Source organism: Streptomyces sp. ID05-39B (genome assembly GCF_033794725.1).
GTDB classification, from domain to species: Bacteria; Actinomycetota; Actinomycetes; order Streptomycetales; family Streptomycetaceae; genus Streptomyces; species Streptomyces bobili.
In genome coordinates this window covers 13,834-37,520 of record NZ_JARGEF010000010.1, presented here as the reverse complement: position 1 = coordinate 37,520, position 23,687 = coordinate 13,834, and the positions used below count along the sequence as shown (strand labels likewise).

At 72.0% G+C, this 23,687-nt stretch carries 22 protein-coding genes; 3 read left to right on the top strand and 19 right to left on the bottom strand.

Annotated elements, in window-relative coordinates; translation table 11 throughout:
- Nucleotides 1-147: 147 nt before the first annotated feature.
- The 15 genes from P1P75_RS04585 to P1P75_RS04515 all read right to left on the bottom strand — a co-directional run bounded on the left by P1P75_RS04585 (nucleotide 148) and on the right by P1P75_RS04515 (nucleotide 16,121).
- Nucleotides 148-1,536: a condensation domain-containing protein gene (locus P1P75_RS04585; protein ID WP_319252084.1), complete on the bottom strand. Its 1,389-nt coding sequence runs from the start codon at nucleotides 1,534-1,536 to the stop codon at nucleotides 148-150.
- Nucleotides 1,533-2,405: a glycosyltransferase family 2 protein gene (locus tag P1P75_RS04580; protein WP_319252082.1), complete on the bottom strand. Its 873-nt coding sequence runs from the start codon at nucleotides 2,403-2,405 to the stop codon at nucleotides 1,533-1,535. The genes P1P75_RS04585 and P1P75_RS04580 overlap by 4 nt, the downstream gene beginning before the upstream one ends.
- Nucleotides 2,402-3,367 carry an ROK family protein gene (locus tag P1P75_RS04575; RefSeq protein WP_319252080.1) on the bottom strand — a complete coding sequence of 322 codons (966 nt, stop codon included), beginning with the start codon at nucleotides 3,365-3,367 and terminating at the stop codon, nucleotides 2,402-2,404. The genes P1P75_RS04580 and P1P75_RS04575 overlap by 4 nt, the downstream gene beginning before the upstream one ends.
- Nucleotides 3,364-5,505 carry an AMP-binding protein gene (locus P1P75_RS04570; RefSeq protein WP_319252078.1) on the bottom strand — a complete coding sequence of 714 codons (2,142 nt, stop codon included), beginning with the start codon at nucleotides 5,503-5,505 and terminating at the stop codon, nucleotides 3,364-3,366. Before P1P75_RS04570 ends, P1P75_RS04575 begins: the two co-directional genes overlap by 4 nt.
- Nucleotides 5,502-5,975 (bottom strand): type II 3-dehydroquinate dehydratase, encoded by a 474-nt coding sequence (locus tag P1P75_RS04565; protein WP_319252076.1) that lies wholly within the window; start codon nucleotides 5,973-5,975, stop codon nucleotides 5,502-5,504. Before P1P75_RS04565 ends, P1P75_RS04570 begins: the two co-directional genes overlap by 4 nt.
- Nucleotides 5,972-6,631 (bottom strand): HAD-IA family hydrolase, encoded by a 660-nt coding sequence (locus P1P75_RS04560; RefSeq protein ID WP_319252074.1) that lies wholly within the window; start codon nucleotides 6,629-6,631, stop codon nucleotides 5,972-5,974. The genes P1P75_RS04565 and P1P75_RS04560 overlap by 4 nt, the downstream gene beginning before the upstream one ends.
- A complete protein-coding gene (locus P1P75_RS04555) occupies nucleotides 6,624-7,841 on the bottom strand; it encodes a DegT/DnrJ/EryC1/StrS family aminotransferase (RefSeq protein ID WP_319252072.1) in 1,218 nt (405 codons plus the stop codon). The genes P1P75_RS04560 and P1P75_RS04555 overlap by 8 nt, the downstream gene beginning before the upstream one ends.
- Nucleotides 7,838-8,908, bottom strand: a complete 1,071-nt coding sequence (locus tag P1P75_RS04550) for a Gfo/Idh/MocA family oxidoreductase (protein ID WP_319252070.1) — start codon at nucleotides 8,906-8,908, stop codon at nucleotides 7,838-7,840. Before P1P75_RS04550 ends, P1P75_RS04555 begins: the two co-directional genes overlap by 4 nt.
- The gene (locus P1P75_RS04545; protein ID WP_319252067.1) at nucleotides 8,908-10,116 is read right to left on the bottom strand and encodes a DegT/DnrJ/EryC1/StrS family aminotransferase; all 1,209 of its coding nucleotides are present in this window, start codon (nucleotides 10,114-10,116) and stop codon (nucleotides 8,908-8,910) included. The genes P1P75_RS04550 and P1P75_RS04545 overlap by 1 nt, the downstream gene beginning before the upstream one ends.
- Nucleotides 10,117-10,138: 22 nt before the next feature.
- The gene (locus P1P75_RS04540) at nucleotides 10,139-11,866 is read right to left on the bottom strand and encodes a carbamoyltransferase C-terminal domain-containing protein (RefSeq protein WP_319252065.1); all 1,728 of its coding nucleotides are present in this window, start codon (nucleotides 11,864-11,866) and stop codon (nucleotides 10,139-10,141) included.
- A 40-nt stretch (nucleotides 11,867-11,906) separates the two neighbouring features.
- A complete protein-coding gene (locus P1P75_RS04535) occupies nucleotides 11,907-12,653 on the bottom strand; it encodes an FkbM family methyltransferase (RefSeq protein ID WP_319252064.1) in 747 nt (248 codons plus the stop codon).
- Between the two features lie 19 nt (nucleotides 12,654-12,672).
- The gene (locus P1P75_RS04530) at nucleotides 12,673-12,924 is read right to left on the bottom strand and encodes a phosphopantetheine-binding protein (RefSeq protein ID WP_020129798.1); all 252 of its coding nucleotides are present in this window, start codon (nucleotides 12,922-12,924) and stop codon (nucleotides 12,673-12,675) included.
- A 73-nt stretch (nucleotides 12,925-12,997) separates the two neighbouring features.
- Nucleotides 12,998-14,170, bottom strand: a complete 1,173-nt coding sequence (locus tag P1P75_RS04525; RefSeq protein ID WP_319252063.1) for an aromatic ring-hydroxylating dioxygenase subunit alpha — start codon at nucleotides 14,168-14,170, stop codon at nucleotides 12,998-13,000.
- The gene (locus P1P75_RS04520; protein ID WP_319252062.1) at nucleotides 14,167-15,024 is read right to left on the bottom strand and encodes a shikimate dehydrogenase; all 858 of its coding nucleotides are present in this window, start codon (nucleotides 15,022-15,024) and stop codon (nucleotides 14,167-14,169) included. The genes P1P75_RS04525 and P1P75_RS04520 overlap by 4 nt, the downstream gene beginning before the upstream one ends.
- An 8-nt stretch (nucleotides 15,025-15,032) precedes the next feature.
- Entirely contained in the window at nucleotides 15,033-16,121 is a 1,089-nt protein-coding gene (locus P1P75_RS04515) for a 3-dehydroquinate synthase family protein (RefSeq protein WP_319252061.1), read from the bottom strand.
- A gap of 237 nt (nucleotides 16,122-16,358) precedes the next feature.
- On the opposite strand from P1P75_RS04515, the gene P1P75_RS04510 reads away from it, so the two are divergent.
- Nucleotides 16,359-17,552 carry a radical SAM protein gene (locus tag P1P75_RS04510; protein ID WP_319252060.1) on the top strand — a complete coding sequence of 398 codons (1,194 nt, stop codon included), beginning with the start codon at nucleotides 16,359-16,361 and terminating at the stop codon, nucleotides 17,550-17,552.
- Here the strand turns inward: P1P75_RS04510 and P1P75_RS04505 are convergent.
- From P1P75_RS04505 to P1P75_RS04490, 4 genes are all read right to left on the bottom strand, one after another.
- Nucleotides 17,534-18,481 carry a Gfo/Idh/MocA family oxidoreductase gene (locus tag P1P75_RS04505; RefSeq protein ID WP_319252059.1) on the bottom strand — a complete coding sequence of 316 codons (948 nt, stop codon included), beginning with the start codon at nucleotides 18,479-18,481 and terminating at the stop codon, nucleotides 17,534-17,536. The two genes, P1P75_RS04510 and P1P75_RS04505, sit on opposite strands and share 19 nt — an antisense overlap.
- Nucleotides 18,478-20,220, bottom strand: a complete 1,743-nt coding sequence (locus P1P75_RS04500) for a radical SAM protein (protein WP_319252057.1) — start codon at nucleotides 20,218-20,220, stop codon at nucleotides 18,478-18,480. The genes P1P75_RS04505 and P1P75_RS04500 overlap by 4 nt, the downstream gene beginning before the upstream one ends.
- 53 nt (nucleotides 20,221-20,273) lie before the next feature.
- Entirely contained in the window at nucleotides 20,274-20,990 is a 717-nt protein-coding gene (locus tag P1P75_RS04495) for a 4'-phosphopantetheinyl transferase superfamily protein (protein ID WP_319252055.1), read from the bottom strand.
- Between the two features lie 98 nt (nucleotides 20,991-21,088).
- Nucleotides 21,089-21,733 (bottom strand): hypothetical protein, encoded by a 645-nt coding sequence (locus P1P75_RS04490; protein ID WP_319252053.1) that lies wholly within the window; start codon nucleotides 21,731-21,733, stop codon nucleotides 21,089-21,091.
- Nucleotides 21,734-21,841: 108 nt separating this feature from the next.
- On the opposite strand from P1P75_RS04490, the gene P1P75_RS04485 reads away from it, so the two are divergent.
- Both P1P75_RS04485 and P1P75_RS04480 read left to right on the top strand, forming a co-directional pair.
- Nucleotides 21,842-22,960 carry a PIG-L family deacetylase gene (locus tag P1P75_RS04485; RefSeq protein ID WP_319252051.1) on the top strand — a complete coding sequence of 373 codons (1,119 nt, stop codon included), beginning with the start codon at nucleotides 21,842-21,844 and terminating at the stop codon, nucleotides 22,958-22,960.
- A 13-nt stretch (nucleotides 22,961-22,973) separates the two neighbouring features.
- On the top strand, nucleotides 22,974-23,669 hold the full coding sequence (locus tag P1P75_RS04480) for an alpha/beta hydrolase (protein ID WP_319252049.1): 696 nt from the start codon (nucleotides 22,974-22,976) through the stop codon (nucleotides 23,667-23,669).
- Nucleotides 23,670-23,687: the final 18 nt, after the last annotated feature.

Below are 23,687 nucleotides of genomic sequence, written 5' to 3'. Positions count from 1 at the left end.
TCCTCTGCCACCGGGGTCGATGGCAGGGGAATGATTTCAGGCCAGGTGATCTCCCGTCAACAAGGCTTGCCCCAGAGTCGAGTTGGTTCCCGATAGCCGGTAATTCTTCGGCAATGTCCCCTCTCGGTATCGGATTCCGTCAGGCCTTCACAGATCGCCCTGCTCGCTCAGTCGTTGGAGGAATCGCCCGAATATCCTGCCCACCCGGGCCACTCGTGCGGCGTCGTGGTAATGGTTCTCGTACCACAGCGAGCCGGTGAGGGCGCCGTCCGCCATCTCCAGGTCGGCGAAGAGGGTGCTGGCGCACGCGAGCGCCTGCTCGGCGCCGGCGAAGACCGGCAGCGGGTGGTCGGGGTGAAGGGCCTGGGGGGTCACGTCGAGGCCGGGCGGGAACGGCAGCGGGCGGTTGGGCTCCTCCGGCAGCCAGCCGGTCACTCCGCTCAGTCGCAGTTCGAGGTGGGCCAGAGCGCTGCGGTAGTACGCCCCGTCGCCCGGCGGGCGGTCCATGATCTGGGCGGCGATCTCGCTGAGCGGCAGGTCGGCGGAGTTCGAGGCCCGCTGGACGCTGTCGTGGACGGCCCTGAGGAACGCGGGCGGGGACTGGTGCCCCGTCTCGAGCGGCACCGGGACCACGTTGCTGAACAGGCCGAGCGTCTCGCGGGCCCCGAGGAAGGTCCGCCCATGGGTGTAGACGGAACCCAGCAGCCGGTCCCGCTCGTACTCCGTGGAGACGGCGTGGCTGAGCGCCGCCAGCAGGAGGGTGTGGAGCGTGACTCGCTCGGTTCGTGCGCGCCGCAGCAGGAGCCGGGTCCGCTCGGCCGTCAGCGTCAGCGGTACGGAGCCGAACTCCGCCTCGGCGACGACCGCCCCGGCATCGCCCGGCAGCGGGTCCGCCGCGCCGTGGGCCCGCAGTTCCCCAGCGAGGGCGGTTATCCGCCCGCGCAGGGCCGCGCGGGCCTCGGGTGCCTGCTCCCGGCTGATGAGTCCGGTGTAACTCACCGGGTCGGTACGGCGTTTGGCGGCACCGTGGCCGGGTGCCACTCGCTCGTGGTAGCCGTGGGCGAGCAGGTCCCGGAAGAGGAGGTGGGACGTGCCGTCGAAGATCAGGTGGTGGAACTGTGCGACGAGGAGATGCTCCTCGTCGCCCGTGCTCACCAGGGTCGTGCGCATCATGCGGTCCGTCGGATCAAGCGGCCGGGTGAGGATCCTTGTCACCTCCGCCGTACTCTCCTGCGGCCCGATCCGTACGGTGTCCAGCGGCCCCGGCGCCTCCCGCAGTGCCTGTCCGGGCCAGGCCGCCGACGGGTCCGGCTTGATGTCCGCGGCGAGGTGCAGGCGCAGGGCCTCGTGGCGGGTGGCGATCTCGGCCAGCGTGTCGCCCAGCGCTCCCGTGTCGAGCGGGCCCCGGAACAGGAGCGTCTCGGACGACTCGATCGGCGGGGAGTCTGCGGTGTAGCTGCGGGTCCACTCCCAGCACCAGTCCTGGCGGGAGGACAGGGGCAGCGGGGTGGGATCGGCCGGTGGGTGGTGGGTCACGGGAGGGTGCTCTCTTCGAGGATGCGTACGGCCTCGACGTACCTGCGGGTGTTGCCCGAGGGGCCGAGCAGTTCCGGCAGGGCGCGTACGGCGGGCACGGGGTGCTTCTGGGTGAACCGGGTGAGGTTCACGGTGTGCTGTTCCCAGCGGTCGGCGCGTTCATGGGTGAGGTGCACGCCCGGCGCGGCGGGCGCGAGGCGCATCCCGGCCCCCGACGACCAGAGCCGCAGCCCCAGTTCGAGGTCCTCGCACCCCCATGTCGTACCGAAGGTCTCGTCGTAGCCACCGGATCGCTCCCACAGCTCGTACGGCATGGACGTGTTGGCCCCGATGCAGGTCAACCATGGTGCCACCGGCTCCAGTTCACCTTCGGCCATACGGGTCACCAGGGTTTCCAGGGCGTTCGCCACCGTGCGCCCGAACCGGCCGCTCATCGCCGCCGCGTGGGGATCGGGGAGGAGTTCGTGCGGTGCGGTGGCCACCATGCGTCGCGCGCCGGGGAGTTCGCGGACGGGGCCGTGGACGCAGGCGGGCTCTCCGGCGCTGTGCTCGGTGACGTGGGCCGCCAGGGCTGTCGGCGGGAGCAGGATGTCGTCGTCCAGGAAGAGCAACAGGCCGCCGCGGGCCGCGGCCGCACCCGCGTTGCGTGCGGCGGCGCGGCCCGCCCGCGGACCCTGTACCGTGCGCACGGGCAGCCGTTCGGCGGCGGCCGCCACGACGTCGGCGGTGGTGTCGGTGCTGCCGTCGTCGACGACCACGATCTCGTGGGACCGCGGGCACACCTGCCGGGCCAGGCAGGTCAGGACGAGCCGCAGACTGTCCGCCTTGTCACGGGTGGGGATGACCACGCTGGCCGCCGGCCCGCTCATGTCGCGCTCCTCTCGTGGAACAGGTGCTCCCCGCCGAGCAGGCTCGGGCCCTGGGCGGCGAGCAGGACGGCGCCGGCGAGGGAGGAGTGCGGACCGTGGACCGCCGGCCCGACCTCGGGGAGCGGCCGACCCGGGCGGGCCGTATCCGCCAGCCGCCGCGCGACCCGGCCGGGCAGGGGCGCGAGCGCGGCTCCGAGGCCGCCGCCGATGGTCACGCGCGCGGGCTGGACCAGCTCCACGAGGATCCGCAACGCGCGGGCGATTTGTTCGGCCGCGTGGTCGAGCGTGTGCTCCGCCCAGGGTTCGCTCCGCTCCACGCCCGCCACCAACTCGGCGGTCGTCGTGGGCAGTCCACGGGCAGCGCCGGCGTGGGCGGCGAGCGCCTCGGCGGAGACCACGGCCTGTAGGCAGCCGCGCGTGCCGCACCTGCACCGCGGTCCCTGCGGTTCGACCACCAGGTGGCCCAGTTCGCCCGCCGTGCCCCAGGCGCCGGTCACCAGTCGGCCGCCGCTGACCACACCGCCGCCGACGCCCGTGCCGATGCCCAGGTGGACCAGGTCCCGACTGCCCGTGGCGCGGGCCTCGGCCAGCCCGGCGAGCGTCGCGTCGTCGCCGAACAGGACCTCGGCGCCGCTGCCCGCGAAGGGCGCGCACAACGAACGGCCCACCCAGTCGGGCCGGTTGGGCCAGCTCACGACGTAGCCGTCGGCATCGACGTTGGGGGCCGCCGCCACGCCGATGCGGACAGGGGCTCCTCCCAGCGCGGCGACCGCGTCGGCCACGGACGCCTCCAGGAGATCCGACTGGCTCGCCGCGTCACCGTCGGCGGGCCACCGGACGGTGCGTTCGTGGACGGCCACCCCGGCGGCCATCGCGCGCAGGGCGACCTTGGTACCGCCGATGTCCACGGCCAGCAGCCGAGACGCCACACCGGTGTCCGTGCAGGGGTACGTGCCGGTCATGACGTCTTCCGGGCGGTCAGGATCGTGTACGGCGCCTGCTCGGCAGCACGGATCTCCTCCACCCGCAGGCCCACCGCCTCCAGCCCCGCCCGCAGTTCCTGCGCAGTCCACCAGTGCAGGTGCCCGTCGACCAGCCAGCGGACGACCGTCGTACGGCTGGTCTCGTCGGTGAGGGCGAGCGGGTCGGACACGAAGGTGTCGGCCACCACGAGCAGGCCCTGCGGCCTCAGCAGTGCGGCCAGTGAGCCGAGCCGGGCCGCAGGGCCGTGGACGCCGCCGACGACCACGCAGGCGCCGTACTGCGCGTCGGCCGACTGCGGAACACCGCCGTCGCCGATCTCCAGCGGCGTACCGTCGACGGCGGCCTCGGCGAGCAACCCCGCGACAGCCGCGCGCAGGCCCGCGTCCGGTGGCGGAGGTCCGGCTGGAGCGGCCGGCGGTCGCGGCCCTTCGTCCACCGCGTCCCCCCGCACCCTGGCCGCCAGTGCCCGGCCGGCCAGGACGACGTCCGGGGGGTGCACCCCGGCGTCGGGCGGGTCCGCGAAGTCGGAATCGGTGGCCAGCAGCCCGAGCGCACAGGCGGTGTCCAGCACGGGCGACAGCACGTCCGCGCGCAGTCCCGCCGTCCGGGCCAGGTCGGCTGCGGCGGCGCCACCGGCCAGGAGCGGCGGCAGGCCGAGTTCGGCGAGGGCCGCCGCCAGGACCTGCTCGGCCGGGGTGTCCGGCCGGGCGGCTGCGAGGCGGTACACGGGGGCCGCCTGCACCTTGCCGACGGCGGACCGGCGCAGCCGGTAGCGGGGCTGGAAGCTGTCGGGCACCTTGTAGGCGGCCAGTTCGGCGCGGGCGTACGCCTGCAGCCGTCGTGGGGCGGCCAGTTCGGGGTCGGCGGGCACGTATTCGACGGTGAGGCCCTGGTCGTCGGAGTCGTCCGGGCCGGTCGCCGTGACCGAGAGGTCGGCGACGCCCGGGGCCGTCCGCAGTACCGACTCGACCTCCAGCGTGGAGACCCAGCGGGCTCCGCGCCGGACCACTCCGAGACGGGCTCGGCCCAGGATGCGGTGGACGCCGTGCTCGTCGCGGTCGGCGAGGTCGTGCAGGCGGTGGGTGGAGCCGTCCTCCAGGACGACGGCGAGTTCTCCCTGGGCCGCGCCCGAGCAGGGCAGGGGCCTGCCCTCGGGGTCCAGCAGGTCGACCCGGACGCCCGGCATCGGATGGCCGACGGCTCCCGACGGCAGGCCCGGCTCTCCCCACAGCACGGCGCCCGTCTCGCTGGAGCCGAAGTTGCGGGAGACGCCCACGCCGAGGGCGGCGGTCCACAGCGCGTCCAGTTCGGCGTCCACGTACCCGGCGCCGGCCATCACCCGGCGCAGCGCGGGGAAGGGCGCGTCGTCGGCGAGGGCTCTGCGGCGCGCCAGGACACGGGCCAGGCCTGGCACGGTGACCAGGACCGTGGCCCGCTCCCGCAGCCGCGTGTGGACGGCGCCGACGGCACGCGGCGGCACCGGGTCCACGTGCGCCCCGGCCACCAGCGCGCCGGCCAGCCAGCCGAGCGCGTAGGCGTGGCTCAGCGGCAGCGGCAGCAGTACGCGGTCGTCAGGCCGGGCCAGGCCCGCGCGGTGGTAGCGCACGCCCTCGTCGAGGACGGAACGCGGCGACCGCGCGACCACCTTGGGTGTCCCGGTCGACCCGGAGGAGGCGAGCAGCAGTGTGCCGGGGGCGTGGGCGGGCGGCTCGGAGTCCGGCTCGGAGCCCGTCTCGCCGGCGGCGAGTCCCCTGTCGGCTCCCTCGCTCTCCCCCGTCAGCACCGCCCAGTCCGTCCCGTCGGGGTCCACGACGAGGGTCCGGCGGGCGCCGGCGGTCCGCAGGAGTCTGCGGGTCTCCGCCGGTGGCGAGTCGGCCGGCAGCAGCAGGGGGCAGGCGCCCGCCGCAATGAGCGCGAGCAGGCCGAGCACCCATTCGGGCTGGTTGGGCCCCTGGAGTCCGACGGGCTGCCCGGGCCGTACGCCCTGGGCGCGCAGTCGCTGCGCCAGTTCCGTCACCCGGTCGACGGCCGCACGGCGGGTCAGGTCGCCGAGCGCGAGGGCGTCCGGGTCCCGGTCCGTCCGGGAGAACGCCTGCCACAGGTCCCGGGCTGTCACTTCCCCGTGCCCTCCGCCGCCGGCTCCAGGCGCCGCAGCAGTGCCTGCGCGGCAAGTTCGTACCCGTGCGTGCCGAAGCCGGCGATGACGCCCACGGCGAGGGGGGAGACGACGGAGTTGTGCCGGAAGGACTCGCGGGCCCAGACGTTGGAGATGTGCACCTCGGCCCAGGGCGCCGGGTAGTCGGCGAGGGCGTCGCGCAGGCTCCAGCCGGCGATCATGAGGGCACCGGGGTTGACGATCGCGGCGACGGTGTCCCGGTGCTTGTGCAGCGCACGGATCAACTCGCCCTCGCCGTCGTGCTGTTCGCTGCGCAGTCCGTACCCGGCGCGGGACAGCCGCAGGGCCACCGCCTGCTCCACCTCGGCGAGGGTGGTGGTGCCGTAGACCCCGGGTTCGCGCGTGCCCAGCGTGCCCAGGTTGGGGCCGTTGAGCAGCAGGAGGTCACGGGAGGTGGGGGCAGTGCTCACGCGGGGGTCCCTTCGGGGCGGTGCAGGAGGGCGGCCAGCTCGGCGCACGAGCGGGCCACCAGATCGGGCTGGTGGGCGAGGAGTTCCGCGCGGTCGCCCTGGCCCCAGAGGCCGGCGGCGGTCCGGGTGCCCGCCGCGCGGCCGGCCCGCAGGTCCAGCGCGGAGTCGCCGACCATGACGGCTCCCTCGGCGGCGGCGCCGATCTTCTCCAGGGCGAGCAGGACGATGTCCGGGGCCGGTTTGCCGTGCGCCACCTCGTCGCTGCCGCACACCGCGTCCACCAGGTCCAGCAGGCCGGTCGCGGCCAGGGCCTCGACGGCCCGGCCGTGGGTCTTGCCGGTGGCGACGGCGGTCGGTACGCCCGCCGCACGCAGTCCGGTGAGCAGTTCGGCGGCGCCGGGGCACGGCTCGATCTCGTGGACCAGTTTGCGGCTCTCGACGACGAACGGCTCGTACATCCCGGCGGGCAGGCCCATGATCGCGAGGGTGTCGGGCATGTGGCGTCCGAGGTGGGTCAGGTACTCCTCGAAGGGTGCCTCGCCGTCGCCGACGGTGAGGTCGTAGGCGCGCTGGAACGCCCTGCGCATCACGTGGATGCTGTCGATGAGTACGCCGTCGAGGTCCAGGACGACGGCGCGCGGCCCAAGTTCACTCACCGTTGGCTCCCTTCCGGGCGGCGTCGGCCGCCGTCCGCAGGCTCGCCACCAGATGGGCGACGTCGCCGTCGGTCATCGTCGCGCCGAGTCCGACGGTCACGGACCGGCCCAGGACGGACTCGCTGGCGCGCAGGCGGGCGGTGGCGTCCCAGGCGATGCCCCAGGGGGTGCGGCCGGCCCGGACGGCGGGGTTCTGCTGGACCAGGCGGCCCGAGTAGAGCGTGGCTGCGGGAATGCCGGCGGCGGTGAGCGCGGTGACGAACCGGCGGGCGGCCATGCGGTTGTCGAGCAGGACCGTGAGGTCGCCGCCGCTGCCCTCCTCGTCGGGCAGCCGCCGCCACTCGAGTTCCAGGTCGGCGAGGTCCTCGCGGACGGTGCGGGCGATGTCGCGCAGTCGCCGCAGCATCGGCGTGAGCCGCTCCAGCTGTACGCAGAGCAGGGCGCCGGCGATCTCGGTCATCCGCAGGTTGGTGCCGAGGAACGCCTCGCCTGCGGTACCGCGCTCCCCGCTGCGCGAGGTGGTGAACTGTCCGCCCTGGTCCTGGTAGCGCACCACACGGTCGTGGACGTCGGGGTCGGTCGTGACGACGGCGCCGCCCTCACCGGCGGTGATGTTCTTCTCCGCCTGGAAGCTGAAGGCGCCCGCGTCGCCGATGGAGCCGACCGGGCGCCCCCGGTAGCTGACACCGCAGGCCTGGGCGGCGTCCTCCAGTACCCGGATGCCGTGCTTGCGGGCAACGGCCAGGATGGGGTCCATGTCGGCGGCGGCGTTGTTCAGGTGGACGGGCATGACCGCGAAGGTCCGCTCGGTGACGAGTTGTTCCCAGGCCGTGGGGTCGAGGGTGAGCGACTCGTCGATGTCGGCGAAGACGGGGATGCCGCGTGCGGCCACGACGGCGTTGACGCAGCCGATGAAGGTGGCCGACGGCACGATGACCTCGGCGCCCTCGGGAATTCCCAGGCCGATCAGGGCGCAGGTCAGAGCGGCGGTCCCGGAGGACACGCCGACCGCGTGGGGTGCCTGGTGGAGGGCGGCGAACCGCTCCTCGAACCGCTCGACGCGGCGCTGGAGCGCGGGACCGTAGTAGCGGAAGAGGGAGCGGCTCTCCAGCACGTCCAGTGCGGCGGCCTTCTCCTCCTCGCCCCACAGGGCCAGGCCGCGCAGCGGCTCGTAGCGCAGCGCCGTGGGCTCGGACAGGGATGCAGTCATGAGTTCGTCTCCGGTGCTGTCCAGTCGGCGGACGTGGCGCGGTAGCAGGCCTCCACCACGGCCAGGGCTTCGCGGGCCTCGCGCAGGGCCCGGCCGGTGGCGTCGGTGCGGGCCAGTTCGGCGGGCAGCGCGTCGAGTTGCAGGTCGTACTCGTCACCGACGCCGGCCGGGGGCAGCGGCACCTGGCGCTCGGTGCCTTCCTGGCGCAGCGTGAGCGTGGCTTCGGGGACGCGCCGGGGGCTGAATCCGAACGTCGTGGTCAGCTCGGCGGTGCCCGCGGTGCCGTGCAGCACCAGCCGGGTGCGGTCGACCGTCTCGTGCGACGCCCAGGCGAAGCGCAGGTACATGCCGTATCGCTCGGTGGCCACCAGCGCGGTGAGCTGGTCCTCGACGTCGGCGGTGCCCAGGACGGCCGCGCCGGCGTGCCAGTCGGCGCCCCAGCCGTCCCGGGTGAGGAAGTCGCTGCCGGGCAGGGCGGTGGCGTGGCGCACGCCGGAGGCGCCCCACAGGTGGTGCAGGGCGTCGATGACGTGCCAGCCCAGGTCGACCAGGACGCCGCCGCCGGCCGTCTCGCGGCGGGCGAACCAGTCGCTGCCGGGAATGCCCCGGGAGCGGACCCAGCTCAGCTCGGCGAGCCGGGGTGTGCCGAGCGCCCCGTCGGCGACGAGGCGGGCCAGCGCCCCGACGTCCGCGCGGTGGCGGGCGGCGGTGGACAGCAGCAGCCGGCCCCCGCCGTCGCGGGCCGCCTCTTCGAGGTGCCGCAGGTGGGCGAAGTCGGTGCCGGTCGGCTTCTCCAGGAAGACGGCGAGGCCCTGGCGCAGGAAGTGGCCGGCGAGAGCGCCGTGGGTGTGGTTCGGGGTCAGGACGAACACGAGGTCGGCCTCACCGCGCCCCAGTTCCTCGTGTCCGCCGTACACCCGCGCGCCGGCCACCAGGGCGCCGACCCGCTCGACGGCCTCGGGTCGCGGGTCCACCACGGCGACGACCTCGAAGTCCGGGTGCTTGACCAGGCGCGGCAGCCACACCTCGCGGGCCACCCAGCCCAGCCCGACGACGGCGACCCTCATCAAGCGGAACGCTTCTTCCCCGCCAGTTCGGACAGCACCTTCGCCACGGCCTCGGCGACGTCGGCGCAGTCGGCGTCCGTGCCGAGCAGCACCCGGTGGTGCAGCCAGAAGCCGTGCGCGCCCAGGTGTTCGCTGACCGGGTTGCGCTCGGCCAGTTCGGCGGTGTCGGGCAGTCCGTTGCCGCGCAGCGCCTCGTGCGCCTTGGTGCGGTACACCGGCGGATAGTTGACGAAGGCGGGGATGCCCTCGGCGACCAGCGCCCTGACCACCAGGTCGCGGTCGGTCCCGGGGTGGGTGCCGGGGTCGAGGGCGGCCATGGCCATGTAGTGCGGGTTGAGTTCGCAGCGCGGGTCGCGGCCCTGCGGCAGCACGCCGGGTATCTCGCGCAGCGCGGCGGACAGCGTCTTCCAGCGGCTCTCGCGGCGCGCGTTCTGCTCGGCGAGCCGGCCGAGTTGGGCGCGCAGGACCGCGCCGGCGAACTCCGTCATGCGGTAGTTGGACGACGGGGTGAGGTGCTCGTAGCTCGTGTCACCGATGGGCCGGCCGCAGCTGTGCCGGGCGAACGCCTCGTCGAAGCGCTCCGCCGACGGCAGCAGCAGCGCCCCGCCCTCGCCCGCCGTCATCAGCTTGCCGTTCTGGAAGCTGAAGGCGGCGAGCGTACCGAAGTCGCCGATGCGCCGGCCGGACCAGACGGCGCCGTGCGCGTGCGCGGCGTCCTGGAAGACGACGATGTCGTGCCGGGCCGCCCAGGTGCCGATGGCGTCCATGTCGGCAACGTGCCCGGCCATGTGCACGGGGATGACGACGCGGGTGCGCGGGGTGCGGACTGCGTCCAGGGTCTGCGGGTCGAGGCAGTACGTCACGGGGTCCACGTCGACCGGGACGGGGACGCCGCCCGCGCGCTGTACGGCGATGGAGGTGGAGATGAAGGTGAAGGCGGGGACGATCACCTCGTCGCCCGGTTGCAGTCCCAGCAGCTCCAGGCCGAGTTCCAGGGCGTGTGTGCCGTTGGTGACGGCGAGTGTCGTGCCGCCGTGGTACTCGCCGAACTCCGCCTCGAAGGAGGTGATCTCGGAGCCGCCGACTCGCCACCACTGGCCCTGGTCGACCGCGCGGATCAGCGCCGCGCGCTCGGTGTCGTCATGGTACGGCCAGGCCGGAAAGTCGTGGCGGCGGACCGGATGCCCACCGTCGAGTGCCAGAGCCACTGTGCGTCCCTCTCAGTCGGTGTCAGTCGGTGGCGGGGCTGCCGGTCGCCGTCGATCCGGACGACGCCAACGCGTCCAGGTCGTCGGCCGAGTGCGCCACCACGTAGTCTTCCATGATCATCCAGTCCAGCCGGCTGCCGCCGTAGAACTCGAGGGCCTGTTGCGGTGTCTCCACGATCGGCTGACCGTTGTCGTTGAACGACGTGTTGAGCACGACCGGTACTCCGGTCAACTGGTGGAAGTGCGAGATCAGTTCGTGGTAGGCGCCGTTGTCCTTCGCCGTCACGGTCTGCACCCGCGCGGTCCCGTCGACGTGCACGATGGCCGGGACCTCGCCCTGCTTCTCGGGCCGGACGGGGGCCACGATGAGCATGTACGGCGACTCGATGTCGAGGTCGAAGTAGTCGGCGGCGTGCTCGCGCAGCACGGCCGGGGCGAAGGGCCGGAAGGGCTCGCGGTGCTTGACCCGGGCGTTGATGATGTCCTTCATCTCCGCGCGCCGCGGGTCGGCCAGGATGCTGCGGTGGCCCAGGGCGCGCGGCCCGAACTCCGACCCGCCGGTGAACCATCCCAGGAGCTTGCCCTGTGCGAGCAGCTCGGCGCCGATCCGGGAGGGCTCGTCCACCTTGCGGTAGGGCAGTCCGCTGGCGTCGAGGGCGGCCCGCACCTCGGAGTCCCCGTAGGTGCGGCCGAGGTAGGCGTGGCGTTGGGCGGTGCGGGCGGGCGCCTCGCGGGGTTGTCCGGCGATGACGTGGTAGCCGTAGTAGGCGTTGCCGACGGCGCAGCCGCCGTCGCCCGCGGCGGGCTGCACGAAGATGTTCTCGAAGGGGGTCTCGCGCAGCAGGCGGCCGTTGGCCACGCAGTTCAGCGCGACGCCTCCGGCCAGGCACAGGTCGGTGAGTCCGGTGTCGGCGTGGAGCCGCCGGGCCACGTGCAGAAGGGTCTCCTCCAGCGTGTCCTGGGCGGCGTAGGCCAGGTCTGCGGCGCGGGCGAAGCGTTCTTCGCCCGTGTAGCCGTCGAGGGCGTGCTCGATGAAGTCGAGCAGTCCGCCGTTCTTGAGGTGCAGTTCGTAGCCCCCGTCGGGGAGCAGCGTGAGGTACTCGCGGAATTCCTTGCAGTAGCGGGGGGTGCCGTAGGGCGCGAGGCCCATCGTCTTGCCGTCCTCGGACAGGTACCAGTGCCGGCCCTCGTACTCGTTCTCGTACAGGACGAAGCCGATGGCCTTGCTCACGGCCTTGTACATGTAGCCGAGGGAGTGGTCGCTGTCACCGGCCTGGTACACGCGCAGGGAGCTGAGGCCGTCGGTGGACCAGTCGGTGCCGAGCACCTTGGACAGCTCGGTGATGGTGGTGCCCTCGCCGACGGCGGTGGTGAGGGTCTCCACGCCCTTGTCGTCGATCAGGCTGCCCGCTCCGTCGACCACGAGGACGGCGGCCCGCTCGAAGGGCGAGGGGAAGAAGGTGCTGGCCGCGTGCGCCATGTGATGGCGGATCAGGTGGATGCGCTTGCGGAAGGGGAAGTACGCGGGTGCCAGGAGTGTGTCGTCGGCGACGATGACGTCGACGTCGGCGAGGCGCGCCTCGGCCATGTCGAGGCAGTACCGCCACGACTGGTTGAACAGCGAGTTGACTCCGACCGAGTACTTGACCCGGCGGACCCGCTCCTCCTCGATGCCGGCGGCTATGACGCCGTCGGAGACGAGGCATGCGGCGAAGTCGTGGTTGGACCCGCCCAGGCCGAGCGTCAGCATCCCCGTGTTTCCCCTCTTCGAGTGCGCAGGATTGGTTGTGTCACGGCCGCACGGCGTGGATCAGGTGGTTCAGGGTGTCCTCGCCGTCCGCCATCGGCGGCTTGAGGACACTGGGCTCCAGCCCCATCTCCCGCAGGTGAAGGCAGAGTTCACCGACCCGGCCGTGCACGTCCTGGACGTCGATGACGACGTTGCGCAGCAGGGGGCGCAGGTCCGCGTCGACACCCCGAAGGATCTCCAGTTCGGAGCCCACCGCGTCAATCTTGAGCAGGTCGACGGGGCGGTCGGTTCCGATGTGGCGGGAGAGCCGGTCGACGGTGACGGTGATCTCGCGTCCCTGGAACATCCGCTCCACTACCCGCGGCGGGAAGCTCCTGGCCAGGAGTTCCCTCAACTGCCCTTGATCCTGCGGGTACAGGGTCGAACTGCTGGGAAGCAGGGGGTAGTAGCGGAAGGACACCCCGGCCGCCTCCTCGCTCCCGAGCGCCGTCTCGTGCACGGACACGTCGTGCAGGCCGAATTCCGCCACGTTGGCGTGCAGGGCCGCGACGAGTTCGGGCAGCGGCTCGAAGGCCACGATGCGCGCCTTGGGCCGTCGCCGCTTCACGAAGAGCGTGAAGAGCCCGATGTTCGCCCCGACGTCGATGACGAACGGTTCGTCGGGAAGGGAGATACCCGCGTACGTCCCGCCTTCGAACATCTCGCGGTACAGAAAGCGCGCATCGAGCGCGCTCACGGCGTGCACGGAGAATCCCTCGGCGACTTCCGTCAGCTTGGGGGGTGTCATGTGGCGAGTCCCCCGGGACTCAGCCGAGACGTTCGACGACGTAGTCGGCGAGGCGGTCCTCGGACGTGAGCGTGTCCTCGGTGAGGTCCTCGTCCTCGAACGTCACACCGAAGCGCTCCTCGAGGAGAAGCAGGAACTCCAGGGCGTCCAGGGAGGTGAATCCATAGGCTTCGAGGAAGTTGCTGCTGTTCTCATTCACCGTACGACCACTGGAGGCGGCAAACTCCTTGGCGATTTGGTGGATCTCCTGGAGTACTTCGTCGCGGTTCACAGACAGCCTTTCATTCGTTCGGACGAGTGACAATCTAGTCGGTGGGTCAGAGGCTGTCCATCCTGACCCCGCTTCAAAATGCCCTGCCACCAGGGCGGTTGGCATCTGCAAGCAGGTCGTCGAGCCAGTGATGGTGATGCTGCAACGCCAACTCGTTGCGTCCGAAGACAAAGTGCGTATTCGCCCCCGAGGACAAAGCCGCCTGTACTTCGAATCCGGTGCGATAGTCCTCGTCCGCGACGCCTCTTTCGACGAGTTCACTGAACTCCGCCGTGTAGCGCCGGTCCTCTTCGGTGGCCGGTGGCACGCGGGTCAGGACGGTCTGCACGGTACGGCTGCGGTCCACGCCCGGTCCGGGCATGATCTGGGAGACCACGCCGTGTCCCTCCCAGGCGCCGGCGATCGACACGTTGGGGAAGACGGTGTACACCGTGCCGCAGTGCGCGGCGGGGTCCCAGTCCTCGACCGGGATGTCCCGCAGCGTCTTCAGCGACTTCACCGGGTACAGGATCCGCTGGTGCGGCCCGAAGGAGTCCACCACCATCAGGTTCGAGGTCGACGTCGGGGCGAACGTCGTACGGTGCAGCGCCTGGATGTGGTAACTCTCCAGATAGCCGTCGAAGGCCACCTTCCAGCCGGGTCCGGCCAGTTCACGCTGCTCGTAGAGGTGCCATGTGTCGAGTTCGAGCCGCTCCAGCTCGCGCGCGTAGTCCCCGAGCCAGGCGTCCAGGTCGATCGTGGCGCCGGGGGTGAGACACACCCACACGAAGCCGAGGCTCTCCGTGACGGGCAGTGGCCGCAGCCCCAGCTCGTCGGTGTCGACGTCCCCGAAGGTGGCGGGCTTGTGCACGGCGACGAGTCCGCCCCGGTCGTCGTACACCCAGGCGTGGTAGGGGCAGCGGAACCGGTGCCGGGTGCCGGTGCCGGCCGGGCACAACTGGGCGCCGCGATGACGGCAGACATTGAGGAACGCCCGTACGACGCCGTCCTGTCCGCGGGTGAGCAGGACCGGGGTGCCGAGGGCGTCCAGGGCCTTGTAGGAGCCGGCGCCCGGGAGTTCGACGGACAGCGCGAGGGCGAGCGGGACCCGTTTGAAGACGAGGTCGATCTCGCGCTGCCACCGGTCGGGGTCGAGGTATTCCGTGACGGGGACCCGCAGCACGTCCTCGGCCTGGTCCGTCGTGCCGGCCTCCAGGTGCGCCAGGGCGCGCTGCGCGAGCGCCACGGCCTGCGCGTGGTCGATCACGGCTCCCACCTCCCGTTTGGTTCCGGTGCGTGCAGTGCGAAGAACTCCTCGTAGAGGAGCACCTGGCTGTCGAGCATGTGACGGCCGTGGACCACGGGCCGTCCGCCGTCCCGGGCGGCCCTGAGCAGGGCGGTCTCGGCCGGCTTCATGATGATGTCGGCGACCACGCAGGTGGGCGGCAGGCGTGCGGGGTCGAAGGGGAGCGGGTCGCCGGGGTTCATCCCCAGCGGGGTCGCGTTCACCGCGATGTCGACACGGTCGCCCGCGTCGCCGAGGTCGCCCCCCACGCCGGCCCGTACGCGCCCCGGCCAGCGGGCGTCCAGCCGGGCGAGTACGTCCGTGCGGCGGGCGGAGTCGGTGTCGTACAGCCACAGTCGGGCGGCGCCCGCGCCCAGCAGGGCCGCGGCGACGGCGCGTCCGGCGCCGCCGGCCCCGGCCAGGGCGACGGTCGTGCCCGCGACGTCGTGGCCGTTGGCGCGCAGGCCGTGGACGAAGCCGGCCCCGTCGAAGTTGTCGGCGAGCCAGGTGCCGTCGGGGTTCCTGCGCAGGGCGTTGGCGCTGCCGGCCACGTCTGCGGCGGGGCCCAGCCGGTCGGCGTACCGGCACACCTCGATCTTGTGCGGCACGGTGACGAGGATGCCGTCGAGGTTGCGCATGCGGCGCAGTCCGCGCATGACCTCGCCCAGGCCGTCGGGGTCGACGTGCACGGGAACCAGCACGGCGTCCCGCGCGGTGCGCGCGAACAGGTCGTTGAGCAGACCGGGGGCGCGGACCTGGGCCACCGGGTCGCCCAGGACCACGTAGAGCCGTGTCGTGCCCGATATCGCGCTCCGGGCGGGTGGGGCGTCGGCCATGGCGCTCCTCAGTCCGAGGCGGGGGCGGGGCCCGCGGGCATGTCCGCCAGGACGGAGGAGACCAGGTGCTCGTGGACGCGCGGCACCAGTTCGACTCCGGCCGGGCCGTCCAGGACGAACGTCAGCGTGGGGTCGGTGTCCGGTCCCTTCTTCTTGTCCCGGCGCATCAGCTCCACCAGGCTCGTCACCGGCACGCCGGACGGCAGCCAGGTGGGCAGCCCGAAGCTCTCCACCATCTCCCGGTGCTCGCTCACCCGGTGCGCGTCGACGCGCCCCAGCCGGCCCGCGAGCAGCCCCGCGAACACGGTGCCGACCGCGACCGCCTCGCCGTGCCGCCAGGCGTAGTCGGTGGCGCGCTCGATGGCGTGGCCGAGAGTGTGGCCGTAGTTGAGGATGTGGCGCGGGCCCTGGTCGCGTTCGTCGCGGGCGACGACCGAGGCCTTGAGGGTGATGCTGGCGACGATCTGCTCGGTCAGGTCGAGCCCGCGCAGATCACCCGCGCCGATGAACGCGCAGCGGGCTATCTCCCCGTAGCCGCTGAGGAGTTCGCGCCGGGGCAGGGTGTGCAGGAAGTCCGTGTCGCACAGCACGGCGCTGGGCTGCCAGTAGGCGCCGACCAGGTTCTTGCCTTCGGGCAGGTTGACGGCGGTCTTGCCGCCGACACTCGCGTCGACCTGGGCGAGCAGGGTGGTCGGCAGGTGCACGACCTTGATCCCGCGATGGTAGAGGGCGGCGGCCAGGCCCACGGTGTCCGTGGTCGTGCCGCCCCCGCAGGCGATCACGGCGTCGGACCGGGTCAGACCCGCCTCGACGAAGGCGCGGCAGTAGGTCTCCACCGACGCGAGCGTCTTGTGCCGCTCGCCGTCGAGCGCCGGCACCACCGTGAACGGCACGCCGGGATCAGGGAGTTCGGGCTCGCGCGCGCTGCTCACGACGGCGACACGGCCGACGCCCAGCTCGTCCAGGACGGCGGGCAGCAGTCGGCGGGCGCCGGATCCCACATGCACGACGTACTCGTGGTCCTTCAGCCTGACGTCGATACGGCGGGCACGGGTTTCCGTCCCCCCGTTCCCCGCCCGGATGCGGATTACGCTCATGCCTTTGGTGCCCCCGCGACCAGTTGGACCCTGACCGACGGCATGCTACGCACAGGTGCGGATCAAGGTCCACCCCTGACGTGCGTGGACCGTCAGTACCCTTGCTGGGCAGGGCATTTCGGGATAGTCCCGCAGCAAGTAAGCGCTATGGCCGTGGGGTTCACGAGCGGTTAGTGTTGACCGGTCGAGCGAACCTGAACCGCACAATCCCAAGCCGACCGCAAATCGGGGACTTTCATGCGCCTTAAGGAAAAGTTTCGTGCCGCCCTTACCGCCTCGGCGGGCGAGGGCGGGCGACTCCCGTTCCTGATGAACGACATGGTCATCGAGGAACAGCTTTGCCAAATGCGCTGCTCCTACTGCCTCACCGAGGAGTACAACCTCCTCATGAACGTGCCCGACGCACGACTGCGCCTGACCACCGATCGCCGTCAGGACTGGCACGAGATACTCGACATGTACCACGAGCACGTGGACGCGCCGATTCTGCGGCTCTCCGGCGGTGAGTTCTTCTGGCTCAAGGGGTCCACCGAGTTCGTCCAGGAGGCCAGCCGCCGCTACGAGACCGTGCAGGTCATCACCAACGGCGTGTTCCTCAACGAGCGACGCATCGAGGCCCTCGCCGCGATGGGCAACGTCCAGTTGAACATCTCCCTGGACGGGCACACGCTGGAGCTGAACCGGCACCGGCTGCCCCCGAAGCAGGCCAAGCTGCACGACGTCATCATGCGCAGCCTGCACGCGGCGGCCGAGGCGGGGCTGCGCATCGACATCCAGTCCGTACTCACCGACGCCAACTACACGGGCCAGTTGGAGTTCGCCCGGTATCTGCGCGACGAGGTGGCGGGCAGCACCACGCTGTACTTCTTCCCCGTGCGCGGCGACACCGCCGAGCGCATGGGCCCGCCGCCCGGCGACCATCTGATGCCGCTGGTGGAGCACTACGACGAGTTCGCGGACGTCCTGCCGCCGCGCGCCTACGTCGAGCACATGGCCGAGCAGCTCAGGACGAACGTGCGCACCCTCGGCTGTTTCGTCACGGCGACGATGGCCCAGCTCTTCGGTCAGGGCGATGTCTCCGCGTGCCCGCACGCCTGGGTCAAACCGATGGGCAACCTGGCGCAGGACCGCAAGCTGCTGCTCGACCAGTACGGCTCGCACCAGCACTACGACCTGTTCATGCACGACCGGCCGCGGTTCAGCTTCTGCAAGACGTGCGCCACGCCGTCCGACGTCATCAACCTGTTCTTCCTGGACCGGATCACGGAGGAGGAGATCGGCGGCACGCACCTGTACTCGGGCGAGCGTTCACGCGCCAGGCTGCGGGAGTTGAAGGAGACGTTCCGTCCGGTCGTCTCCGGTGCGGGGGCGCCGGTCGTGCCCGGCACCCCCGCGAGCGGACAGGGTGCCGCTCAGAGCGTCAGTTCCTGATCGCACGTGGCGTCGGCGTACAGCGCCGCGATGAGTTCCTGCACCTCCAACGCCTGAGCCGGGGCCACCGTACGGCCCCGGGTCCGGCCCGCCACCGTGTCGAGGAAGCCGCGGATCGCCGCCAGCTCGGGCCGCCGGTCCTCGGCCGTGACCGTGCCCGCGGCGCTGCGGACCTCGCCGCGGCGCAGGTCCAGCACGGTGCTCCCCCCGTCGGCGGCGGTGGCCTCCAGGGTGAGGCCCATGACCCGGCTGCGGCGGTCGATGCGCAGCGTCGCGGGGCCGGCCGGGAACTGCAGGTCGGCGATCACCCGCTCCTCCACACCCTTCGCGTCGACCCGGCAGGACAGCGGGCGGGGCCGCCCGAAGACGGTGATCAGCAGGTCCAGGGCGTGCGCCCCCAGGTCGACCAGGGCGCCGCCGCCGGCCCGCGCCGCATCGCCGTACCAGTTCGTCACCGGCCGCCACAGCCGCTGGCCGGCCGTGGTGAAGGTCAGGGTGATCTCGCAGGGGCCCTCGGGCAGCGCCTTGAGGAAGGCCGGCACCAACTCGTGGAAGCGGTAGGGCAGGTTGACCGCGAGCCGGTCGGCGCCCGCCGCCCCGGCCAGCCGGTGCGCCTGGGACAGGTCGGCGGCCAGCGGCTTCTCGCACAGGACGTGCGCGCCGGCCGCGAGTGCCGCCAGCACGGGCTCGGTGTGGGCGTCGTTGGGGGTGCACACGGCCACCACGTCCGGCCGGCCGACCGTGAGGAACTCCTCCAGGCTGGTGGTGACCAGGACACCGTCGGCCGCCGCGCCGAGCACCGAGCGCGCGCTGTCGGCGTCGGTGTCGCAGGCGGCGACGAGGGTGTAGTCCTCGTGGTCGGTGACGACGGGCAGGTGGTAACGCTGGAAGACGCGGCCGCAGCCGACCACTCCGTACCGCAGGGTCATCGGCCCACTCCCGCCGCGACGAGGGCCTCGGCACCGCAGATGCGCTCGACCCGCTCGCCGAAGTCCTCGAAGGACTCGCCGAGGTGCTCGGCGTCGTATTCGGCCACCAGCTCCCGCAGGTCGGCGGTGAGCCGCGTGAGAAGGTCCGGCGGGTCCGTCTCGGCGAGGACGAGGCCGTAGTTGATGAAGGCGAGGAACAGCTCCGGCAGCCCGTTTCGCCAGGCCCGCAACCGGCTGAGGAAGGCGCGGGGGTTGTGCTCCGTGCCGCGCAGCCGGCGAGCGCCCAGGGCGATCTTCTGGGCGACGAACGGCAGGACGTTCTCCTTGCGGTCGCTGATCTCCTCGCCGACCTCGCTCCAGGCGCTCCACAGGGCTTCGACGCGAGGGTCCGGCACCCGATAGTCGCGGCGCGCGGTACGCAGGATCTCGTAGGCGGCGCCCTCCATGCCCTCGATGTCGGCGAGCGGCAGCGGATCGTCGATCTTGTCGTACATCTCGGTGCCGCGCAGGGCGATGGCGCGGTTGATGAGGAAGAACGGGTTGTCGGCCTCGTGGATGCGTGCGGCCACGATGAACTCGAGGTTCTCCCACAGCTCGTCGATGGTGGTCCTCGGCTCGATCATGATCCAGCCGGGGTCGAGGCCGAGGCCCTTGCGTTTGAACATGCGGGCCGCGTCCAGGTTGTAGGCCACCGTGGTGCCCTTCTTGAACCGCCGCAGCATGCCGGGCGACCCGGACTCGATGCCCAGCAGCGCGGACGAGAGTCCCGCCCGGTGCAGCAGGTCGAGGGCCTCGTGGTCGATCAGCCCGGAGTCGACGCGGAACTCGCAGTGGAACTGGAACTTCAGACCACGGCTGAGGACGGTCTCGGCGAACTCGACGGCGTGCGCGAAGCCGTCGCCGAACGCGCCGCCGAAGTTGTCGTCGTTGAACCAGATGAAACGGGTCCCGAACTCCCTTTGCAGGTACTCGATCTCGTCGACGACGTCGCCGGGGGGCCGCATCCGCCAGAAGCCGTCGACCACTCCGGGCTGGCGGGGCGCGTAGCAGAAGGTGCACTTGGCGTGGCAGCCACGGCTGGTGAACGTGGAGGCCACGGGCGTCGCGATGCCCGCCGCCCGGTGGTATTCCAGCACGTCACGGGCCGGCCAGACGAGGTGGGCGAGGTCGGGCAGCACGGGCATGCCGCTGCCGCGCACCCGGTCTCCGTCGCGGTAGAACAGCCCCGGCGTCTCCCGCCAGTCGGCGCCGGAGGTCAGCCGGTCCATGATGCCCACGACCGTCAACTCGCCCTCGCCGAAGGTGACGCAGTCGGCTTCGGGCACCTGCTCGGCGATGAGTTTCGCGTTGTACGTGCAGAAGGCGCCGCCGATGGCGATGAAGACGTCCGGGTCGGCGATCCGGGCGCACCGGATGAGCCGGATGGCGTCGATGATGTGCAGGTCGTACATGATGCTGATGCCGACGAAGCGCGGGCGCTCCCGGCGGATGAGGTCGATGATGGCCTCGTCGCTGGGCGTACGGCCGTGCAGGTTCAGCGAGGTGACGGAGTGCCCGGCATTGCGCAGGTATCCGGTGATGCAGGCCAGACCCAGGTTCTCCCGGACCTTCTCGTAGAAGATCCGCAGTGCCGGGTCGAGTTTTACGTACTCCTCGTCGGTGACGGTCACGTTCTGGTTGTTCAGGCTGAGTGCTCCGGTGGCTATCTCACGCGGAGTCAACAGCACGACGTCCGACATCTGGCCCTAACCCTTCCCCGTGGTCGTAAAGAAGTCGATACAAAGAAGCGGAATCACCGCCACGCCCGGAGGATCACCGAGGTGTCGTGCCGCAAAAGTGTCACTTCCGTTGTTCCCGTCACCGTGACTGACGCAGGGTGCGTCGTGCCGACCACCGTATCCGCCATGCGCACTTCATGGCAGGCATCGATCTGCTCGGGCCAACTCAGCACGGCCGGTGGCAGCTCGGGGTCCGACACCCGCAGCCGGCGCAGCGGAACGCGCAGACCGACGCCGATCGCCTTGAGCACGGATTCCTTGCGCGTCCAGTAACGCAGGAACGCCGCATGCCGTTCGGCGGGCGGGCGCGCGCGCAGGGCGGCGAGTTCCGTGTCGCCGAGGACACGGGGTGCCACCCTTGCGACATCGGTGCCGGCGCCGTCCTCCACGTCGAACCCGACCTCCGCGCCACGGCAGACGGCGACCCCTATCACGTCACCGCTGTGCGAGACGGAGAACCGTACGTCCCCGTGGGCGCTCCCGGCCGGTACGTCGAGCGTGACCTTGCCGTGCGGCCCCGCGCAACGCGGACACACCCGCCGCAGGGGTACGTCGGCGGGCGGCAGGCCGATCAGTTCGCCGAGCACCAGTCGGCTGATGGCACAACCCGCCAGGAAGCGGAGCCTGTTGGCGGGGTCGGCCGTCGCCTCGTAACGGCCGAGTTCCACGGGATCGAGCAGCCCCGCCAGCCCTGGGCGCACGTCGGGCAGACGGGCCCACCACAGCTGCACGGGGCGCGGCGCACTGTCCGTACCTGTCACGTGCACGGGGCGCGGCCCGCTGTCCGGCACTGTCACTCGCACGGGGCGCGGCGCACGGTCCGCCCCCGTCACGCGGTGGCCCGCAGCCGCACTTCCCCGACGAGCCGGAAACCCATGTGCGGCACCTTGAGAATCTGGGCGCCCGAGCCGACCTCCCGGAACCGGGCCCGCAGCGCCTCGATGACATCCCGCGGGTCCTCGCCCGTCAGCCGCAGCAGATCGGGCCGGGGGACGATGACGGCCCGCCGGTCGGCGAGCGCGCGCAGCGCCTTCGCCTCGGCCTCGGACAGCCGCACGGACGCGGACGGCGTACTGAGTACGCCCGCCTCGTCCAGGTCGAGAACCTGGGCGGACGCGGGGGCGGCGACGTCCCGCAGGTAGGTCAGGAACGGCACCAGGCGTTCGACGTCGAGCGGCGCGGCCATGACGAAGCCGGCGCCCGAACGGACCGCCGCCAGCGTGCCCTTGGCGGTCGGCGCCGCCTGCACGAGGACGACGTAGGCGCCTTCACGGGTGATCTCGCCCAGTGCGAACGGAGCCGAGCCGTCCGCCTCGGCCGCCACGAAGGCGACGAGGAGATCGTCGGCGACGTGCGCGGCCAATCCCTGCGGGTCCTGCGCCGCGGGCTCCTTCAGCGGCAGTGCGGTGCGCTCACAGGCCTCCCGCAAGCGGGCCGTCTCCGGCGCACCAAGTCCCCCGGTGAGTACGTACATTGCTGTTCGAGCCTCTCGTCGCGGTGCGGATCACAGACCTGTCGTGTGCTCTTCCCGTCGTTCCCTTCCCATAGTTCCATGATCGACCCTTGGTCTACACTCCTGCGCATGCCAGAGCGCCCCTCCCCCGCCCCCTCGGTCAGGCGCACAGCGCACGCACTCGTGGCGGACGACCGCCCGATTCGCCTGCCGCACACCGAGTTCGACGGCGCCGAGGTGCGGTTCCTCGGCGAGCCGGTCGATCCCGGCCTCTTTCCCGCATCGGCCGCAGCCCTGTGGCATGCCTGCGACGGAACCCGGCCCTACCGCTCCTGGCCGCCCGAGGAACGGGAGTTGATCGCAGGCTGGCACGCGGCCGGCCTGGTGGTAGCCGCTCCGCCACCGCGCCCGTACCCGTCACGTGCCCTGATCTGCCTCTCTCCCCACCCCGACGATGCCCAACTGGCCCTGGGTGGACTCCTCGCCCGGTTGGGCGGCCGCGTGGTGGACGTGTTCTCGCAGGAGACCTGGACGCGCCGCCCTCACTATCGGAGCCGTCCCGCGCTCGCCTCCCGGCTGCTGCTGGAGGAGGAGCGGGTGGCGTGCGCGGTGCTCGGCGCGGAGCTGACCGTGCTCGGTCAGGTGGACGCCGCCGACCGGTCCGCCTGGCAGGAGGGGTACTTCCTCGAACCGCACGAGGTGGACGCGGCCCGCTCGACGGAGCCGGAGTTGTTCGAGCGGGTGACGGCCGGTCTGGCGGCCGAGGTGGCGGGCGGCTCCCTGGTGCTCGTGCCGCTGGCCGTGGGCGGGCATGTCGACCACGTCCTGACCCGGCAGGCCGCGCTGGAGCTGATCGCCCGAAAGGTGCTCGAGCCCGAACGCGTCGCCTTCTACGAGGACATGCCGTACTCGCTGTTCGCGAACGCCGAGGCGGAGGCCGGCCGACTCCTGGTCGGCCCGGGACCGAGCCCGCTGGCCCCGGTGCTGATCCCGGGGTCGGAGGCGGCGGCCCGCGTCAAGCAGGAGGCGCTGTGGCCGTACCGGCTGCAAGTGCTGGAGGCGGTCACGCGACGAATCGTCCGCCACGGCCGGCAGCTCGGCACGCCAGGATGGGCGGAACGCCTGTGGGTACCGCCGGAGTCCGCCGACGCCTTCGCAGAACTGGCAGCCACGGCGGCCGACGAGTCCGCCGACGCCTTCGGAGAGCCGGCGTCCACGGTGGCCGACGATGCCGCCGCGGCCGGGTGAGGGCGGCCGCCGCATGCGACTGCACACCCGGGAGTGGGGCACCGGCGACCGGGTCGCCGTCCTCGTCCACGGTCTCATGGCCGACCACCGCACCTGGCAGGAGCTGGTCCCGGTCCTGACCGGGCGGGGCTACCGGGTGGTCGCCGTCGACCTGCGCGGCCACGGCGGCAGCGCCCGGGGAGCGTACGCGCCGCACCTGTTCGCCAAGGACCTGCTGGAGACGCTGCCCCATGGCCCCGAACTGGCGCTGGGCCATTCGCTCGGCGCCCTGGCCCTGGCACTCGCGGTGCCGGAACTGCGACCGCAGCGCGCCGTGTACTCGGAGCCGGCCTGGCGGCTCGGCGGCCCGGACGGCACCCTCGACCCGGCCGCGTTCACTCTTTTCAAACGCGCGCCTCGGCTACTGATCAGGAGCCTGCGCCCGGAGTGGGGAGAGCGGCAGGTCGCGGCCGAGCTGGCGGCGCTGCACGCCTGGGACGAGAGGTCCGCGCTCGCCCTCTCCGCGTACCGTGCCACCGATCACACACCGGAGCTGGCGGTCGTCCGCTCCCTCGTCCAGACGGCGGAGCCGAGCACGCTGGTGAGCGGTGAGATGCGGGCTGAGCTGACCCGGCGCGGATTCGAGGTGCGGACCGTGCCGGACGCCACGCACGCGATCCACCGGGACAGCTTCGACGCGTTCCTCACGTCGCTGTCGGGGTGGTTGTGAACGGTGTGGGGGAAAGTG

What these genes read in the sequence shown, in the direction of transcription:
- P1P75_RS04555 (WP_319252072.1), bottom strand. Translation starts at nt 7,841, where the DNA reads ATGACTGCATCCCTGTCCGAGCCCACGGCGCTGCGCTACGAGCCGCTG.
- P1P75_RS04575 (WP_319252080.1), bottom strand. Translation starts at nt 3,367, where the DNA reads ATGACCGGCACGTACCCCTGCACGGACACCGGTGTGGCGTCTCGGCTG.
- P1P75_RS04490 (WP_319252053.1), bottom strand. Translation starts at nt 21,733, where the DNA reads ATGTACGTACTCACCGGGGGACTTGGTGCGCCGGAGACGGCCCGCTTG.
- P1P75_RS04520 (WP_319252062.1), bottom strand. Translation starts at nt 15,024, where the DNA reads ATGGCCGACGCCCCACCCGCCCGGAGCGCGATATCGGGCACGACACGG.
- P1P75_RS04580 (WP_319252082.1), bottom strand. Translation starts at nt 2,405, where the DNA reads ATGAGCGGGCCGGCGGCCAGCGTGGTCATCCCCACCCGTGACAAGGCG.
- P1P75_RS04485 (WP_319252051.1), top strand. Translation starts at nt 21,842, where the DNA reads ATGCCAGAGCGCCCCTCCCCCGCCCCCTCGGTCAGGCGCACAGCGCAC.
- P1P75_RS04480 (WP_319252049.1), top strand. Translation starts at nt 22,974, where the DNA reads ATGCGACTGCACACCCGGGAGTGGGGCACCGGCGACCGGGTCGCCGTC.
- P1P75_RS04505 (WP_319252059.1), bottom strand. Translation starts at nt 18,481, where the DNA reads ATGACCCTGCGGTACGGAGTGGTCGGCTGCGGCCGCGTCTTCCAGCGT.
- P1P75_RS04510 (WP_319252060.1), top strand. Translation starts at nt 16,359, where the DNA reads ATGCGCCTTAAGGAAAAGTTTCGTGCCGCCCTTACCGCCTCGGCGGGC.
- P1P75_RS04515 (WP_319252061.1), bottom strand. Translation starts at nt 16,121, where the DNA reads ATGAGCGTAATCCGCATCCGGGCGGGGAACGGGGGGACGGAAACCCGT.
- P1P75_RS04540 (WP_319252065.1), bottom strand. Translation starts at nt 11,866, where the DNA reads ATGCTGACGCTCGGCCTGGGCGGGTCCAACCACGACTTCGCCGCATGC.
- P1P75_RS04550 (WP_319252070.1), bottom strand. Translation starts at nt 8,908, where the DNA reads ATGAGGGTCGCCGTCGTCGGGCTGGGCTGGGTGGCCCGCGAGGTGTGG.
- P1P75_RS04535 (WP_319252064.1), bottom strand. Translation starts at nt 12,653, where the DNA reads ATGACACCCCCCAAGCTGACGGAAGTCGCCGAGGGATTCTCCGTGCAC.
- P1P75_RS04500 (WP_319252057.1), bottom strand. Translation starts at nt 20,220, where the DNA reads ATGTCGGACGTCGTGCTGTTGACTCCGCGTGAGATAGCCACCGGAGCA.